The organism is Streptomyces sp. A2-16 (assembly GCF_018128905.1).
Lineage (GTDB): Bacteria > Actinomycetota > Actinomycetes > Streptomycetales > Streptomycetaceae > Streptomyces.
In genome coordinates, this window is record NZ_CP063808.1 from 7,298,706 (window position 1) to 7,313,114 (window position 14,409).

Here is a 14,409-nt window from a genome sequence, read left to right on the forward strand (position 1 = left end):
CCCCGACCCTACCTCCCTGAGGCTTTCGGAGTGACATCGAGATGCCCCATACACGGCAGGGCGGTCCGTACCCGCCAGTAGGGGTACGGACCGTCCCGGACCGAAAGCTCCGGTCACCCGGAACGACTGCGACGAGTCACAGCCGGTTCACCCGCGGACGGCCGCGAGCGCCTTTCTGACGAGGGCCGTGCGGTCGGCCGCCGAGGTGACGTGCTCCAGGCCGAAGCCCAGCAGCACGGTGTCGTCCGTGGTGACCGCGCCGTACGTCTTGAACAGCTCTCCGGCGCGCCCCCAGTCCTTGACGACCGCGGGGCTGCCCGCGGGCGGTCCGGGCACGCTCCACGCGCCGAGCGAGGTCTCGAAGCCCTCGGTCTCCACGGCCTGGCCACCGATGACCACGGACGCGTTGTCGGCGAGGACACCGCGGCCGCCGGACCCCGGGTCCGTGATGTAGCTGAGGGAGACCTCGACCTTCTTGCCCGCGTAGGCGGACAGGTCGAAGGAGACCTCCTGCCAGCCTGCCGACGCCCCGGTGAGGCTGTTCCACTGGCCGCTGGTGCCGGTGGCCGTGCAGCCGCCGGCGCCCTGGGTCAGATACCGCTTGAGCGCGGGGTGGGCCGCGATGAAGAACCCGGCCTCGCACTCGGCGGGTACGGCGGTGCTGGTGGCGCCGTTCTTCTCCGGGAGGGTGGTCCAGTCGTCGGCCCCGGCGGTGTGCGCCTCCAGGACGGCGTGGTCGTAGCCCTCCTCGGTGTCCCACAGCAGCCGGGTGCGCAGGGTGGGCGCCTGCGCCGCGGTCACCTGGGTGAGGTCGACGGTGCGGGTGAGGCGGTTCCAGGCGTAGTCGCTGTGCGTGACGGCCGCCATGGAGGAGCCCTCGTACGGTCCGTACGGGTTGGGCGTGCCGGGGTAGGCGCCGGCTCCCGCGCTCGCGAACTGCGGGAAGGTCGCCACGGGCAGGTTGTCCGAGGTGACGCTGAAGGATCCGGCCGCGTCCAGCGGGTTGCCGGGGGCGGCGCCGAGGCTCGCGCCGGTCCCGGCGAGCTTGCCGGCGCCCTGGAAGGCGGTGGCGCCCGGCAGGGTCGTCCGCGTGTAGGCGCCCAGGTAGTACTGGCTGAAGTCGTTGGACAGCGTGCCGCCGCCCAGGTCGACGCTGCCGCCGGCCCGCTCGCCCGCCTCGATCAGCTTGCCGCCCTCGTTGAGGAAGGCGCGCAGCTGGAGCTGGGTGGGGTTGCCCGGGACGGTCGCGCCCGTGTAGTGCACGACCGACTTGAAGTGGTCCAGCACCCCGAGCGCGTCGGGCGCGCCCTGGGCGGCGACGTTCCAGACGATCGCCTGACGGCCGGCCGCCTTGAGCGCGTCGACGTAGGTCTGCGCCTGTGCGGCGGTCGCGCCCTCCTCGGCGACCACGAGCACGTCCGCGCGCGGCCGCTGGGCGACCGTGTACGTGAAGTGCGTGCTGGAGGCGGGCTTTCCGCTCTTCGGCCGGCCGGTGAACCAGACCTCGACCTTGTCGCCCGGGTCGGCGTCCTCCACCTCGGCCCGGTACTCGTCGAAGTAGAGGTTGTCCTCACCGCCGTAGGTCTCGCCGCCCTTCCAGGCCCGGAGATCCCGCTCGTGCGTACGGCCGCCGTTGACGCGGTACTTGAGCTCCTTGTCGCGCACGGACCTGCGTACGACGACGGAGACCTCCTGGTCCGCGCCGCGCGCGTAGGACGTGGTGAACGTCTTCGGGGTGAAGTCGGCGGCGTTCAGGCCGAGCGAGGACTTCGGCCGGTCGGGCCGGGCGGCGGACTCGGCGACGGAGAGCGCGAAGGGGATGTTCTTCTCGAACTCCTGCTGGATCAGCTTCTCGTCGTCCGGGAAGTTGAAGACCGACTGGCAGTCGGCGGCGTTCCACTGGTCGTTCGGGTCGAGGTCCGAGGCGGTCTGGCAGGTCGACATCTCGGGGGTGAACATCGCCAGGCCGTTGACGTTCGACGCGTGGCCGTCCGCCTCGCCGTTGGTGGTGTACAGCTCCGAGGAGACCTGCGGACGGTAGCCGGGGATCGCGGAGTTGTCCGGGGTGCCTGCGAGCGCCTTGTAGAGGACGTCGTCGGGCGTGTCGGTGGCCACCTGCCAGCCGACGCCGTAGAGGAGGAGTTCGGCGGCGGAGTGGTAGTTGATGCCGTACGTGAAGCCGATCCGCTTCTCGAAGGCGTCCAGGGCCTTGGTCTCGGGCTCGGAGGACGGGCTCGTGCCGCGGTAGGTCTCGCTGGTGGGGTTGGGGGACGAACCCTCGTTGTCGTAGCCCCACTTGTAGGAGAAGTTGCGGTTGAGGTCGACTCCGTCGCCGACGGCGATGGTGCCGTCGCCGTTGTTGTCGCGCAGGTTCTTGCGCCACAGGCGGTTGTCGGCGTTCTGGAAGGTGTAGTCGTAGCCGTCCGGGTTGGCCGACAGGACGAACCACAGCTCGGTGGAGTCGACGATCTTCCTGAGCCGCTTGTCGGTCCTGTAACCGTCGACGTAGTGGTGGAGCAGCCGCCTGGTCATCTCCGGCGTGATCCACTCGCGCGCGTGCTGGTTGGACATGTAGAGCACGGAGGGCTTGGAGCCGTCCTTGGACTTCTTCGCGTTCTTGGTCAGTTTGAGCGCGAGGATGTCCTGGCCCTTCACCGTCTTGCCGATGGAGACGACCTTGGTGAGGCCGGGGTTGGCCCGGGCGGTGGCGAGGAGTTCCTCCCGCAGCCCGCCGCTTCCGCTGTACGGCCGGAACACGCCCTCGGCGGCCTTGTCCACGCGGGCCTCGGCCTTGGCGGTCAGGGTGTGCTCGGTGAGCTCGACACCCTGCTTCTCGAGTTTCCGGGCCTCCTGGTCGGTGAGGTAGACCTCGACCGTGGCGGTGCCCTTCGCGGGCACCTGCTCGCTCAGTTCGTGTCCGTCCTGCCCGGCGGCCAGCAGCAGGGGTACCTGCCCGCTGGTCACCTCGGCCCGGAAGACCTTGACTTCGTTCGGATCAGGAGAACCTGCGCTCTCCGCGGCCTGGGCGACGGGCACGAGGCCCGCGCCGCCGAGGAGGAGTGCGCCAACAGCGAGGATCGGTCTCGCTCTTCGTCTCATGAGCCCCCCTTGCGGTGGTCCGCCACAGCAGCGAACAGATGCCAGGCTCATGACAGTTCATGATCCAGTCAAGGGCGCCTCACGGATACGCAAACGCCGACCCCCGGATGCACCAGCACCGGTGCCCGGATGCGCGGACGCCGGTGCCTGCGCCCCAAGCGGGCGTCGGCACCGGCGTGGTGAGGGAACGTCAGCCGACCAGGTTGTCGGCCATCTCCTCGGTGATGCTGGACTCCGTGCCCGGGATGCCCAGGTCGGAGGCGCGCTTGTCGGCCATCGCGAGCAGCCGGCGGATACGGCCGGCCACGGCGTCCTTGGTCAGCGGCGGGTCGGCGAGCGCGCCCAGCTCCTCCAGGGAGGCCTGCTTGTGGTCCATCCGCAGGCGCCCGGCGGCGGCGAGGTGCTCGGGCACGTCGTCGGCGAGGATCTCCAGCGCCCGCTGGACCCGGGCTCCGGCGGCGACGGCCGCACGCGCGGAGCGGCGGAGGTTGGCGTCGTCGAAGTTGGCTAGCCGGTTCGCGGTGGCCCGCACCTCGCGGCGCATCCGGCGCTCCTCCCAGGCGAGCACCGACTCGTGGGCGCCGAGGCGGGTCAGCAGCGCGCCGATCGCGTCGCCGTCGCGCACGACCACCCGGTCGACCCCGCGGACCTCGCGCGCCTTGGCGGCGATCGAGAGCCTGCGCGCGGCGCCGACGAGGGCGAGCGCTGCCTCCGGACCCGGGCAGGTCACCTCCAGGGAGGAGGAGCGGCCGGGTTCGGTGAGCGAGCCGTGCGCCAGGAAGGCCCCGCGCCAGGCGGCCTCGGCGTCACAGGTGGCACCGGAGACGACCTGCGGGGGCAGACCCCGGATCGGCCGGCCACGGCCGTCGACCAGGCCGGTCTGGCGGGCCAGCTGGTCACCGCCGGCCACGACCCGCACGACGTAACGCGATCCGCGGCGCAGTCCGCCCGGTGCCATCACGATCAGCTCGGAGCTGTGGCCGAAGATCTCCAGAATGTCCCGCTTGAGACGGCGGGCCGCCATCGCGGTGTCCAGCTCCGCCTCGATCACAATGCGCCCGCTCACCAGGTGGAGGCCGCCGGCGAACCGCAGAATGGCGGAGACCTCCGCCTTTCTGCAGCAGGTCCGGGTGACGGGAAGCCGGGAGATCTCATCCTTCACCGCTGCCGTCATCGCCATGGGCCGATCCTTCCATGCATCCGAAAAATACGGTCGTACGCGGCGGCCAACAGCTCCGGGTCGTGCCTCGGGGTCCCGTCGGGCCGGGCCACCGGCGCCAGCTCGACCGCGGCGCCGAACCGCTTGGCGGCATCGGTCAGCGAATCCCGGTCGGGCACAGCGGCCTGATCGGCCAGCACCACGTCCAGGGCGAGTTTAGGGGCGTGTCGTCCCAAAACCTCCAAATGACGCTGCGGGGAGAAGCCATCGGTTTCTCCCGGCTGCGGAGCGAGGTTCAGGGAGAGTACCCGGCGCGCCTTCGTCTGCGTGAGCGCGTCCAGCAGTTCGGGCACCAGCAGGTGCGGGATGACCGAGGAGAACCACGAGCCGGGGCCGAGGACCACCCAGTCCGCGTCCCGGACGGCCTCGACCGCCTCGGGGACCGCGGGCGGGTCGTGCGGCACGACGTGCACCGACTGCACCTCGCCCGGGGTCAGGGCCACGGTCGCCTGCCCCCGTACGGTGTCCACGTCCTCGGGCCGCTCCGGATCGTGCCCCTTGACCAGGGCCTGGAGCTCCAGGGGTACGGCGGACATGGGCAGCACACGGCCGTGCGCGCCCAGGAGCCTGCCGACCAGGTCGAGGGCCTGGACGTGGTCGCCGAGCTGCTCCCACAGGGCGACGATCAGCAGGTTGCCGACCGCGTGTTCGTGCAGGTCGCCCTTGGACTGGAAGCGGTGCTGGATGACCCGGGCCCAGGTCTGGCCCCATTCGTCGTCGCCGCACAGCGCGGCCAGCGCCTTGCGCAGGTCGCCGGGCGGCAGCACGCCCAGCTCGTCGCGCAGGCGCCCGCTGGAGCCGCCGTCGTCGGCCACGGTGACGACGGCGGTGAGGTCGCCGGTGATCCGGCGCAGGGCGGCGAGCGAGGCGGACAGGCCCATGCCGCCGCCGAGCGCGACCACCTTGGGCTGGGCGCCGCGCCGGCGGGGCCTGGCACCCCGGGCCTCGACGGGTCGGGCCGCCCGCCCCTCTGGGACGGCCCGGCGCAGCCTGCTCAGCCGGGGACTGCGTGCGGTCATTCCCGTCCCATGTCCCGGTGCACGACCACCGTCTCCACACCCTCGGCCGCGAGCCGGGCGGCGAGCTTCTCCGAGGTGGCGACCGAGCGGTGCTTGCCGCCGGTGCAGCCGATGGCGATGGTCACGTACCGCTTGCCCTCGCGGCGGTAGCCGGCCGCGATCAGGCGCAGCAGCTCGGCGTAGCGGTCGAGGAACTCCTTGGCGCCGGGCTGATTGAAGACGTACGCCGACACCTCCTCGTTGAGGCCGGTGAAGGGGCGCAGCTCCGGGACCCAGTGCGGGTTGGGCAGGAACCGCATGTCCGCGACCAGGTCGGCGTCGACCGGCAGGCCGTACTTGAAGCCGAAGGACATGACGGTGGCGCGGAGCTCGGGCTCCTCCTCGCCGGCGAACTGGGCGTCCATCTTGGCGCGCAGCTCGTGGACGTTGAGGCTGGAGGTGTCGATGACCAGGTCGGCGTCGCCGCGCAGCTCGCGCAGGAGCTCGCGCTCGGCGTCGATGCCGTCGACGATGCGGCCGTCGCCCTGGAGGGGGTGCGGGCGGCGCACGGACTCGAAGCGGCGCACCAGGGCCTCGTCGGAGGACTCCAGGAAGACGATCCGCCGGGTGACGTGCTTGGCCTCCAGGTCGGCGAGGGACTCGCGGAGGTTGTCGAAGAAGCGCCGGCCGCGGACGTCGACGACCACCGCGATCCGGGCGACGTTGCCCTGGGATCGGGCGCCGAGCTCCACCATGGTGGGGATCAGCGCCGGCGGGAGGTTGTCGACGACGAACCAGCCGAGGTCCTCCAGACACTTCGCGGCGGTGGAACGGCCGGCGCCGGACATGCCGGAGATGATCACCAGCTCGGGGATGGCCGCCTCCGGGACTCCGCCCGCGTCGAGGGTCGTGCCCGTACTCACCTGTGCGTCGTCTCCGCTCTGGTCCTGTTGTTCTTCGTGCTCGTTCACATTCATGTCTCCTGCCCCCGTCGTTCGTCCGGGGCGCCCGCCGTCACGGGATCCCCACCGGAACCCGTGGTGCCGGGTTCCTCCTCATCCATGATCTCTCCAGTCGCCGTGTTGACGGCGGGCGCGGCCGGGGCCGCCTGGGCGAGGGCCACGGCGATCGTCTCGGCCGTCTTGCGGCCTATGCCGGGGACCTCGCAGATCTGGTCGATGGTGGCGGATCGTAGTTTCTTCAAGGACCCGAAATGTTTCAGCAGGGCCTGCTTGCGCGTGTCCCCGAGTCCGGGGACGTCGTCGAGCGGGCTCGACCGGAAGCGCTGGGCCCGCTTGGTGCGCTGGTAGGTGATCGCGAAGCGGTGGGCCTCGTCACGGACCCGCTGCAGAAGGTACAGGCCTTCGCTGGTGCGGGGCAGCACGACCGGGTCGTCCTCGTCCGGCAGCCAGACCTCCTCCAGGCGCTTGGCGAGGCCACAGACGGCGATGTCGTCGATGCCGAGCTCGTCCAGCGCCTTCTTGGCGGCGGCGACCTGGGGCTGTCCGCCGTCGACGACGACGAGCTGGGGCGGGTAGGCGAACTTCTTGGGGCGGCCGTCCTCGTCCTTCAGGCCGTTCTCGGGGGCGCCCTCCTCGGGGAGGTCCTCCACCCACTCCCCCGTCTTCTCCTTCTCGGCGAGATAGCGCCGGAAGCGGCGGGAGATCACCTCGTGCATGGAACGGACGTCGTCCTGACCTGCGAAGCCCTTGATCTGGAAGCGGCGGTACTCGCTCTTGCGCTGGAGGCCGTCCTCGAAGACGACCATGGACGCGACCACGTCGTCGCCCTGGAGGTGGGAGATGTCGTAGCACTCGATGCGGAGCGGGGCACTGTCCAGGTCGAGGGCCTCGGCGATCTCCTCCAGGGCACGCGAGCGCGTGGTCAGGTCGGAGGCGCGCTTGGTCTTGTGCAGGGCGAGCGCCTGGAGGGCGTTGCGCTGCACGGTCTCCATGAGGGCCTTCTTGTCGCCGCGCTGCGGGATGCGCAGGGAGACACCCGAGCCGCGGCGTCCGGCGAGCCACTCCTGGACGGGCTCGACCGGCTCGGGCAGGGCCGGGACGAGGACCTCCTTGGGGACCGAGTCGCCCTTCTCCTCGCCGTAGAGCTGCTGGAGGGCGTGCTCGACGAGGGCGCCGGTGGTGATCTCCTCGACCTTGTCGGTGACCCAGCCGCGCTGTCCGCGCACGCGTCCGCCGCGGACGTGGAAGATCTGGACGGCGGCCTCCAGCTCGTCCTCGGCGACCGCGATCAGGTCGGCGTCGGTCGCGTCGGCGAGCACGACCGCGCTCTTCTCCATGGCCTTCTTCAGGGCCCCTATGTCGTCGCGCAGGCGGGCCGCCCGCTCGTACTCCATCTCCTCGGCCGCGTCCGTCATCTGCTGCTCGAGACGGCGGATGTAGGTGCCGGTGCGGCCGGCCATGAAGTCGCAGAAGTCCTCGGCCAGGTCGCGGTGTTCCTCGGCGGAGACGCGGTCGACACAGGGCGCCGAGCACTTGCCGATGTAGCCGAGGAGGCAGGGGCGGCCGGTGCGGGCGGCGTTCTTGAAGACGCCGGCGGAGCAGGTGCGGACGGGGAAGACGCGCAGCAGGAGATCCACGGTGTCGCGGATCGCCCACGCGTGCCCGTACGGCCCGAAGTACCGCACGCCCTTGCGTTTCTGGCCGCGCATCACCTGCACACGGGGGAACTCCTCGTTCATCGTCACCGCGAGGTACGGGTAGCTCTTGTCGTCGCGGTACTTGACGTTGAACCGGGGGTCGAACTCCTTGATCCAGGAGTACTCCAGCTGCAGGGCCTCGACCTCCGTGGACACCACGGTCCACTCCACGGACGCGGCCGTGGTCACCATCGTGCGGGTGCGGGGGTGCAGGCTCGCCAGGTCCTGGAAGTAGTTCGCCAGGCGCTGGCGCAGGCTCTTCGCCTTTCCGACGTAGATCACCCGGCGGTGCTCGTCGCGGAACCTGTACACCCCGGGGGAGTCCGGGATCTCCCCTGGTTTGGGGCGGTAGCTGGAGGGGTCGGCCATGTCTCACACCCTACTGGCGGGAACTGACACTCCGGTCGGCCTGTGGACAACCCCGGCCATGTCCCGGGGTGATCCACAGCGGACGCCTAGCGGGACTCCAGGAAGGTGAGAACGGCCAGGACCCGGCGGTGGTCGTCGGTGTCCTCGGTGAGGCCGAGTTTGCCGAGGATGCTGCGGACGTGTTTCTCGACGGTGCCCTCGGTGACCCACAGACGGCGGCCGATGCCCGCGTTGGAGCGGCCCTCGGCCATTAGGGCGAGGACCTCGCGCTCGCGGGCGCTCAGGTGGGCGAGGGGGTCGTCGCGGCGCTGGGCCGAGAACAGTTCCTGCACCAGGGAGGGGTCGACGACCGAGCCGCCGCGGTGGATGCGCTCCAGGGCCTCGATGAACTCGTCGACGACCGTGACCCGGCTCTTGAGGAGGTAGCCGACCTTGCGGCCGCTCGCCAGCAGCTCCAGGGCGTCCTCGACCTCGACGAACGCCGACAGGACGAGGATGCCGGTGTCGGGGTGGCGCTCACGGATCGTGCGGGCCGCCTTGAGGCCCTCGGTCGAGTGGTCCGGGGGCATCCTGATGTCGACGATCGCCAGTTCGGGGCGCTCCTCGTCGACCAGTTCCAGGAGCCGGACCGCGTCACCGGCCTGGCCCGCGACCTGGTATCCGACGCGCTCGCACAGACTGGCCAGGCCCTCCCTGAGCAGGATGTCGTCGTCGGCGAGGACGACCCGCCCCCGCGCCGGCTGCTGTGCTGCGTCGTCCATGACCCCGGCCCCCTCGCCCGGCCCGCGCGATGCGCGTCGTCCAAGGTCGGAGCTCCCCCGGCCCCGCCCGCTGCCTGCGTCCCAACAGCCTGCCCCACCCATGGGGTTACGGCTAGCCGGAAGCGGAATTGGAGGCCTGCCGTGACGACGTGCGGACATCTCCGGGCGATGCTCTAGGCAGTGCAGATGCAGTCCGACCGGCCGTCCCGGGCGAGGGACGCGAGGTCGCACGGCCGAAGGGTGCTGGACATGCGGCGGACACGGATCGAGAAGCGGCGGCCGGTCCGTGCCCGCCGGTACCCGGAGGAGACGTACGGCCCGGTCGGCGTCCTGGACCCCAGGGACCCGGACATCGTGCGCGCCAAGCGCCTGCGGGCCGCACAGCACGGCGGGACCCACCGCCTCTAGAGCCGGACGGATGCCTCTCCGTCCGACAGGACCGCCCGGAGCGTACGCGACGTCACCCAGTTCAGGCTCCCCCACCTGGACGAACTCCCCGGCGTGCGCCCCGGGCGGTCACCGGTCCGCCTTGGGCGGTCACGAGTCCGGCGAGGGCGCGGCCAGGGGCAGCCGCACGTCCACGGTCGTGCCCTCGCCGGGCAGCCCGGAGACGGCCAGCTTCCCGCCGATCGCCTCGACCCGGTCGATGAGCCCGATCAGGCCGGAGCCGCTCCCCGGCTCGGCGCCTCCGACGCCGTCGTCGCGGACGGTCAGTTCGAGGACACCGTCCCTGATCCGCGCCACCACCTCCGCCACGCGCGCGTGCGCGTGCTTCGCCACATTGGTCAGGCACTCGGAGGCCACGTAGTAGGCGGCCACCTCCAGCTGCTCCGGAAGGCGCCCCGCCGGCAGCCGCAGGTCGAGTTCGACGGGTACGGCGGAGCGGCGGGCCAGTGAGCGCAGGGCGGGCCCCAGTCCGCCCTTGGACAGGATCGCCGGGTGGATGCCCCGGGCCACCTGGAGCAGGTCCTGGAACGCGTCGTCGAGCCCCTTGCCGACGTGCGCCAGTTGCTCCGCGAGCTCGGAGGACGGGTCGGTCACCAGGGTCTCGGCGAGCCGCAGGTCCAGTTGGAGGGCCACGAGCCGCTGCTGGACCCCGTCGTGCAGATCCCGCTCGATGCGCCGCCGTGAGGCGTCCCCGGCGGCGACCACGCGCGCGCGTGAGGCGGTCAGCTGGGCACGGCTGTCGGCGTTGGCGATGGCCGTGGCGGCGAGTTCGGTGAAGTCGGCCAGCCGTGACTCGGTGCCCGCGGGCAGCACCTCCAGCGGCGAGGCCGCGAGGACGAAGCCCCACAGCCGGTCGTCGACGACGATGGGCGCGCCCACGGCATGACCGACGTGGGCCTCGCACCGGGTCCGGGTCACCTCGTCCATCGCCTGCTGTCCCGCTGCCCTGCGCGCCTCGCGGGTGGCCTCCTCGAGTTCCTCCGGGATGCCGAGCACGGTCCCGAGGACCGTCCGGCTGCCGTCGGCCTCCTGCCGCAGCACGGCCGCGGTGGTGTCCAGCAGGCCCCCCACCTCCTCGGCCACCCGCGCGAACACCTGGGACGGCGGGGCACCGTGGGCCACCAGGGTGGCGACCCGGCGCAGGGCGGCCTGTTCCCGCGCGGCACGGCGGCTCTCGGTGACATCGCGGGCGGTGGCGTAGACGAGGCCCTGTTCCGGGACCGGCCGGGCGCTCCACTCCAGCCAGCACTCGGTGCCGTCCGCGCGCAGGTAGCGGTTCTCGAACTCGGCCACCTCGACACCGCTCGCGAGCCGCGCGAGGGCTGCCCGCGTGGTGTCCCGGTCCTCCTCGTGCACGAACTCGATGAACGGCCTCGCCAGGAGCGTCTCGCGCGGGTGGCCAAGGGTGCGCTCGAAGGCCGGGTTGACCCGCTTGAAGTAGCCGTCGACCCCGCTGATGCAGAGCAGGTCCAGGGAGAGGTCGAAGATGCTCGCCAGTTCCTGCTCGGCGTCCTCGCGCCGCCCGTGCGCCGCCGCGAAGGAGGCCATGGTGTCGTTCATGCCGCCGAGCAGCTGGCTCCAGGTGCCCTCGAAGGAGGCCTCGTCGGCGCGGTGTTCGAGGCGGTTGTGGTCGATCGCCGTGTTCATGGCGCGGATCTCGGTGGCCAGCCGCTCCGTGGTCACCCGCAGTTCACGGAAGGTGTCGGCGACCTCGCCCAGTTCGTCCCGGCCCGTGTACCGGATGTCGTACGAGAGATCGCCGCACGACAGTGCCCGGGCGCCCGCGGAGACCTGGGCGAGGGGCCGGGTGATGGACCGGCTGAGCGCGAGGGCGAGGAAGGTGACGGCGGCGAGGACGGCGAGGGAGACGGCGGGCTCGCGCACCGCGCGGGTCTCCGCCTCGCGGCGGTCGTGGCCCGCCGTGGCGTCGAGTGCGCGCGCGGCCCGGTCCTGGATGGCGCGCAGGGAGTCGAGGCGCGCGCCGGAGTCGGCGAGCCATTGCTCGTACGAGGGCCATCGGGCAGTCTCCGGGGTGTCGGTGGCCAGCAGGTCGCGGACCTCGCGGACGGCCCGGCCGGGGTCCTGGAACTGGATGAGGTGCAGCCGGGTCCGCAGCTCGGCGGAGGTGTTCTCGCGGAAGGCGTCCAGCTGGGCGCTCTCCAGGGCGGGCCAGCGTCCGGCGCCGGTGGGGCGGCCGGCGGGCCCGGCGAGCAGGGCGGCGACCTCCGTCTGCTCCCGTTCGGCGGCCTCGATGGCCCGCAGGAGGGCGAGGTGGGCGTCCGCCGCGCGGCCCGAGGCCCGGGTGGGGCGGGCGGATTCGAGTGCGGTGACGTCGGCGAGCAGGGTGTCCTGGACGTGCGCGTACCGGTCGGCGATGTCGGGGCCGGTGAGCGAGCCGGTGGCCGTCCGGGCGCGCAGGGAGTGCAGTTGACGGCCGAGGGTGTCGAGGTCGCCGGGGACGTCGGAGCCCGGCCATGAGGCAGCGCGGGCCAGGGCACCCGCCAGGACCCGGTCGGTGGCCCGTTCGGCCTCGGTCCGTTCCGCGCGCGTGGCGGGCCCGGGGCGCAGCCTGGCCTTGACGGCGGCGAGCCTCTCGCGTGCGACGGCGCCGGCGACCTCGGTCGCCGCGAACGACACTCCGGTCGCGGTGTGGAAGTCGCGCAGGGTCCGCGCCTCCCGCCACTGGGCCACAGAGCTGAACGCGGTGAGGACCAGCAGCCCGGTCACCGGCAGCAGGACCAGCAGCATCAGTTTCCGGCGGACGCGCAGCCGCGCGAGAAGCGGGACGCGATGCGGGGTCCGGGGCCTTCGTCCGAGAGGTGAGCGGCGCATGGCAGTGCCTCAGGCGCTGCCGATTCTGTGGGTGGTGCCGTTGGGTTCCGTCATGCGAGACACCCCTTTGTGGAGGCCACGTTCATGCGTCCGCGCGGGGAACGGTCGATCCGGCCCCGCCCGGCCCCTTCAGCATGCCCGCGAACTCCCCCGCAGTCCACGGGAGAACGCCTCCGTGATCGCCGGATACGCGGGCGTCCGCGGCCAGGCCCACGCCGTCCGCCAGCTGCTCGATGAACAGGCGCCCGGCACCGCCCTCGGCGTACTCCGGCGAGAGCGCGACCGCGCAGTGCGGGGCCGGGATCGCGCCGTTGGCTGACCTCGCGCTGCGCCGGGTGAGGGGGCACCGGCCGATCCGGCACAGGACTTGGGCACGTTCCCGGTGCCGGGAAGCAAACCACCGCGACTCTTTCCGGGTAGCCGGAAGGCGCGATCCCCGGCTGGTTGGGACCCTGTCCGCATGTCCATGCGCTGTCTTCTCGTCGATGACAGCATCCGGTTCCTGGAGGCCGCGCGACGCCTGCTGGAACGCGACGGGATACCGGTCGTCGGCGTCGCACTGTCGGGTGCCGAGGCCCTGGTACGGGCCGCGGAGCTGACCCCTGACCTCGTGCTGGTCGATCTCGATCTCGACGGCGAGAGCGGCTTCGACGTGGCGGCGGAACTGGCCCGCAGAGCTTCCTGCGCCATCGTCCTGATCTCCACGCACGCGCTGGAGGACTTCGAGGAACTCATCGCCGACAGCCCGGCGCGCGGGTTCCTGACCAAGTCGGCGCTGTCGGCGCGGGCCATCAGGGAGTTGCTGGGCGGCGACGGGGACGCCCCCGCCACCTGATCGGGCGGGTCGGCAACCGGCCGGGAGTATGCCGCCGTTCGGCGGCAGGTGTTGTCGGGACTTGGTCAACACGCTTCAATGCGGGGGAACTCGGGACCGGGAACGACGGCGTACGGATGTGAAGCCTCCCCCGGCACTGCCACGGACGGCCCCGGGGCACCCTCACGAACGGCCTGACCAGCCGCCCGGACCTGTACAGAAAGGCCCCTGCATGCCGCACGCACAGCACGCGGACGTCGCGACCTTCGCCGACGCGGAACTGGACTCGGCCCTGCGCGGCGGCCCCTTCCACGTCGCGCTGCGCGCCGCGATCGCCGCCCGGGGGCTGCCGCTCCAGCGCGTCCAGCACCATCTGTCGCGCTTCGGGGTCAAGGTCGGCGTCACCAGCCTGAGTTACTGGCAGCAGGGCGCCCGGCGCCCGCAGCGTCCCGAGTCGCTGCGGGCCGTACGGGCACTGGAGGAGATCCTCCAGCTGCCGGAGGAGTCGCTGATCCGGCTGCTCGCCGAGGACGAGGGCCGCTCGGCCGCCGAGCGGCCCGCGACCCGTTCCTACCGCTCCCTCCTCGCGGCCTCGGACGTCCTCGAACAGCTCCTCGCCGAGCTGGACTCGCCGCGCGACGACGGGCTGCACACCCTCGGCCACCACGAGCGGATAGACATCGGGGCGCGCCGCGAGCTGCGCAGCCGCGAGTCGCACCACATCGTGCGCGCCCACCGCGAGGGCGTCGACCGGTACATCGCCGTCCACCACGGCGACCCGGGGTGCGCGCCGGAGCGCATGAGCGTGCACGCCCTGGAGAACTGCCGTACGGGACGCGTGCGTTCGCACCACGACACCGGGGTGCTCGTGGCCGAGCTGCTTCTCGACGCCCGGCTGCGGGCGGGTGACACCTTCCTGTTCCGCTACCGCGTCGAGGACGGCACGGCCGGGGTGTCGCGCGAGTACGTCCGGGGCTTCGGCTCACCAGGCGGGCAGTACGCGCTCCAGGTCCGCTTCGACGAGAACGCCCTGCCGCTGCGCTGCCACCGCTTCGCCCAGCACTCCCCCGCCGCGCCCCGCAGCGGCCGCCAGGAACTGGCCCTCACCGGCCACCACCACTCGGTGCACCTGGTCGAGCCGCGGGTGCGGACGGGGGTGGTGGGGATCGGGTGGGACTGGGAGCAGCGGGCGGTGCCGACGGACCGGTGAC

At 72.1% G+C, this 14,409-nt stretch carries 10 protein-coding genes; 3 read left to right on the forward strand and 7 right to left on the reverse strand.

What is annotated here, in order from left to right:
* Positions 1-147: 147 nt before the first annotated feature.
* From IOD14_RS32845 to IOD14_RS32870, 6 genes are all read right to left on the reverse strand, one after another.
* The gene (locus IOD14_RS32845) at positions 148-3,099 is read right to left on the reverse strand and encodes a M14 family metallopeptidase (protein WP_212672245.1); all 2,952 of its coding nucleotides are present in this window, start codon (positions 3,097-3,099) and stop codon (positions 148-150) included.
* Between the two features lie 190 nt (positions 3,100-3,289).
* Positions 3,290-4,279 carry a DNA-binding protein WhiA gene (gene whiA, locus IOD14_RS32850; RefSeq protein WP_020120074.1) on the reverse strand — a complete coding sequence of 330 codons (990 nt, stop codon included), beginning with the start codon at positions 4,277-4,279 and terminating at the stop codon, positions 3,290-3,292.
* Positions 4,270-5,337, reverse strand: a complete 1,068-nt coding sequence (yvcK, locus tag IOD14_RS32855) for a uridine diphosphate-N-acetylglucosamine-binding protein YvcK (RefSeq protein ID WP_123988441.1) — start codon at positions 5,335-5,337, stop codon at positions 4,270-4,272. The genes whiA and yvcK overlap by 10 nt, the downstream gene beginning before the upstream one ends.
* On the reverse strand, positions 5,334-6,293 hold the full coding sequence (rapZ, locus tag IOD14_RS32860) for an RNase adapter RapZ (RefSeq protein ID WP_123988442.1): 960 nt from the start codon (positions 6,291-6,293) through the stop codon (positions 5,334-5,336). Before rapZ ends, yvcK begins: the two co-directional genes overlap by 4 nt.
* Positions 6,290-8,344, reverse strand: coding sequence for an excinuclease ABC subunit UvrC (gene uvrC, locus IOD14_RS32865; protein WP_212672246.1), 2,055 nt, complete (start codon positions 8,342-8,344; stop codon positions 6,290-6,292). Before uvrC ends, rapZ begins: the two co-directional genes overlap by 4 nt.
* A gap of 86 nt (positions 8,345-8,430) precedes the next feature.
* Positions 8,431-9,105, reverse strand: a complete 675-nt coding sequence (locus IOD14_RS32870; protein ID WP_212672247.1) for a response regulator transcription factor — start codon at positions 9,103-9,105, stop codon at positions 8,431-8,433.
* Between the two features lie 249 nt (positions 9,106-9,354).
* Here IOD14_RS32870 and IOD14_RS32875 point away from each other — a divergent pair, with 249 nt between their 5' ends.
* Complete coding sequence (locus IOD14_RS32875) at positions 9,355-9,513, forward strand: hypothetical protein (protein ID WP_212672248.1); 159 nt, start codon at positions 9,355-9,357, stop codon at positions 9,511-9,513.
* A 129-nt stretch (positions 9,514-9,642) separates the two neighbouring features.
* Here the strand turns inward: IOD14_RS32875 and IOD14_RS32880 are convergent, their stop codons facing one another.
* Entirely contained in the window at positions 9,643-12,384 is a 2,742-nt protein-coding gene (locus IOD14_RS32880) for a PAS domain S-box protein (RefSeq protein ID WP_212672249.1), read from the reverse strand.
* A gap of 460 nt (positions 12,385-12,844) precedes the next feature.
* On the opposite strand from IOD14_RS32880, the gene IOD14_RS32885 reads away from it, so the two are divergent.
* Together IOD14_RS32885 and IOD14_RS32890 are read left to right on the forward strand one after the other, a co-directional pair.
* Complete coding sequence (locus IOD14_RS32885; RefSeq protein WP_123988446.1) at positions 12,845-13,219, forward strand: response regulator; 375 nt, start codon at positions 12,845-12,847, stop codon at positions 13,217-13,219.
* A gap of 211 nt (positions 13,220-13,430) precedes the next feature.
* Positions 13,431-14,408, forward strand: a complete 978-nt coding sequence (locus IOD14_RS32890) for a hypothetical protein (RefSeq protein WP_212672250.1) — start codon at positions 13,431-13,433, stop codon at positions 14,406-14,408.
* Position 14,409: the final 1 nt, after the last annotated feature.

Bases quoted from the DNA above. Each gene is read 5' to 3' on its own strand.
- IOD14_RS32845 (WP_212672245.1), bottom strand. From the start codon at position 3,099: ATGAGACGAAGAGCGAGACCGATCCTCGCTGTTGGCGCACTCCTCCTC.
- whiA (WP_020120074.1), bottom strand. From the start codon at position 4,279: ATGGCGATGACGGCAGCGGTGAAGGATGAGATCTCCCGGCTTCCCGTC.
- yvcK (WP_123988441.1), bottom strand. From the start codon at position 5,337: ATGACCGCACGCAGTCCCCGGCTGAGCAGGCTGCGCCGGGCCGTCCCA.
- rapZ (WP_123988442.1), bottom strand. From the start codon at position 6,293: ATGAATGTGAACGAGCACGAAGAACAACAGGACCAGAGCGGAGACGAC.
- uvrC (WP_212672246.1), bottom strand. From the start codon at position 8,344: ATGGCCGACCCCTCCAGCTACCGCCCCAAACCAGGGGAGATCCCGGAC.
- IOD14_RS32870 (WP_212672247.1), bottom strand. From the start codon at position 9,105: ATGGACGACGCAGCACAGCAGCCGGCGCGGGGGCGGGTCGTCCTCGCC.
- IOD14_RS32875 (WP_212672248.1), top strand. From the start codon at position 9,355: ATGCGGCGGACACGGATCGAGAAGCGGCGGCCGGTCCGTGCCCGCCGG.
- IOD14_RS32880 (WP_212672249.1), bottom strand. From the start codon at position 12,384: ATGCGCCGCTCACCTCTCGGACGAAGGCCCCGGACCCCGCATCGCGTC.
- IOD14_RS32885 (WP_123988446.1), top strand. From the start codon at position 12,845: ATGTCCATGCGCTGTCTTCTCGTCGATGACAGCATCCGGTTCCTGGAG.
- IOD14_RS32890 (WP_212672250.1), top strand. From the start codon at position 13,431: ATGCCGCACGCACAGCACGCGGACGTCGCGACCTTCGCCGACGCGGAA.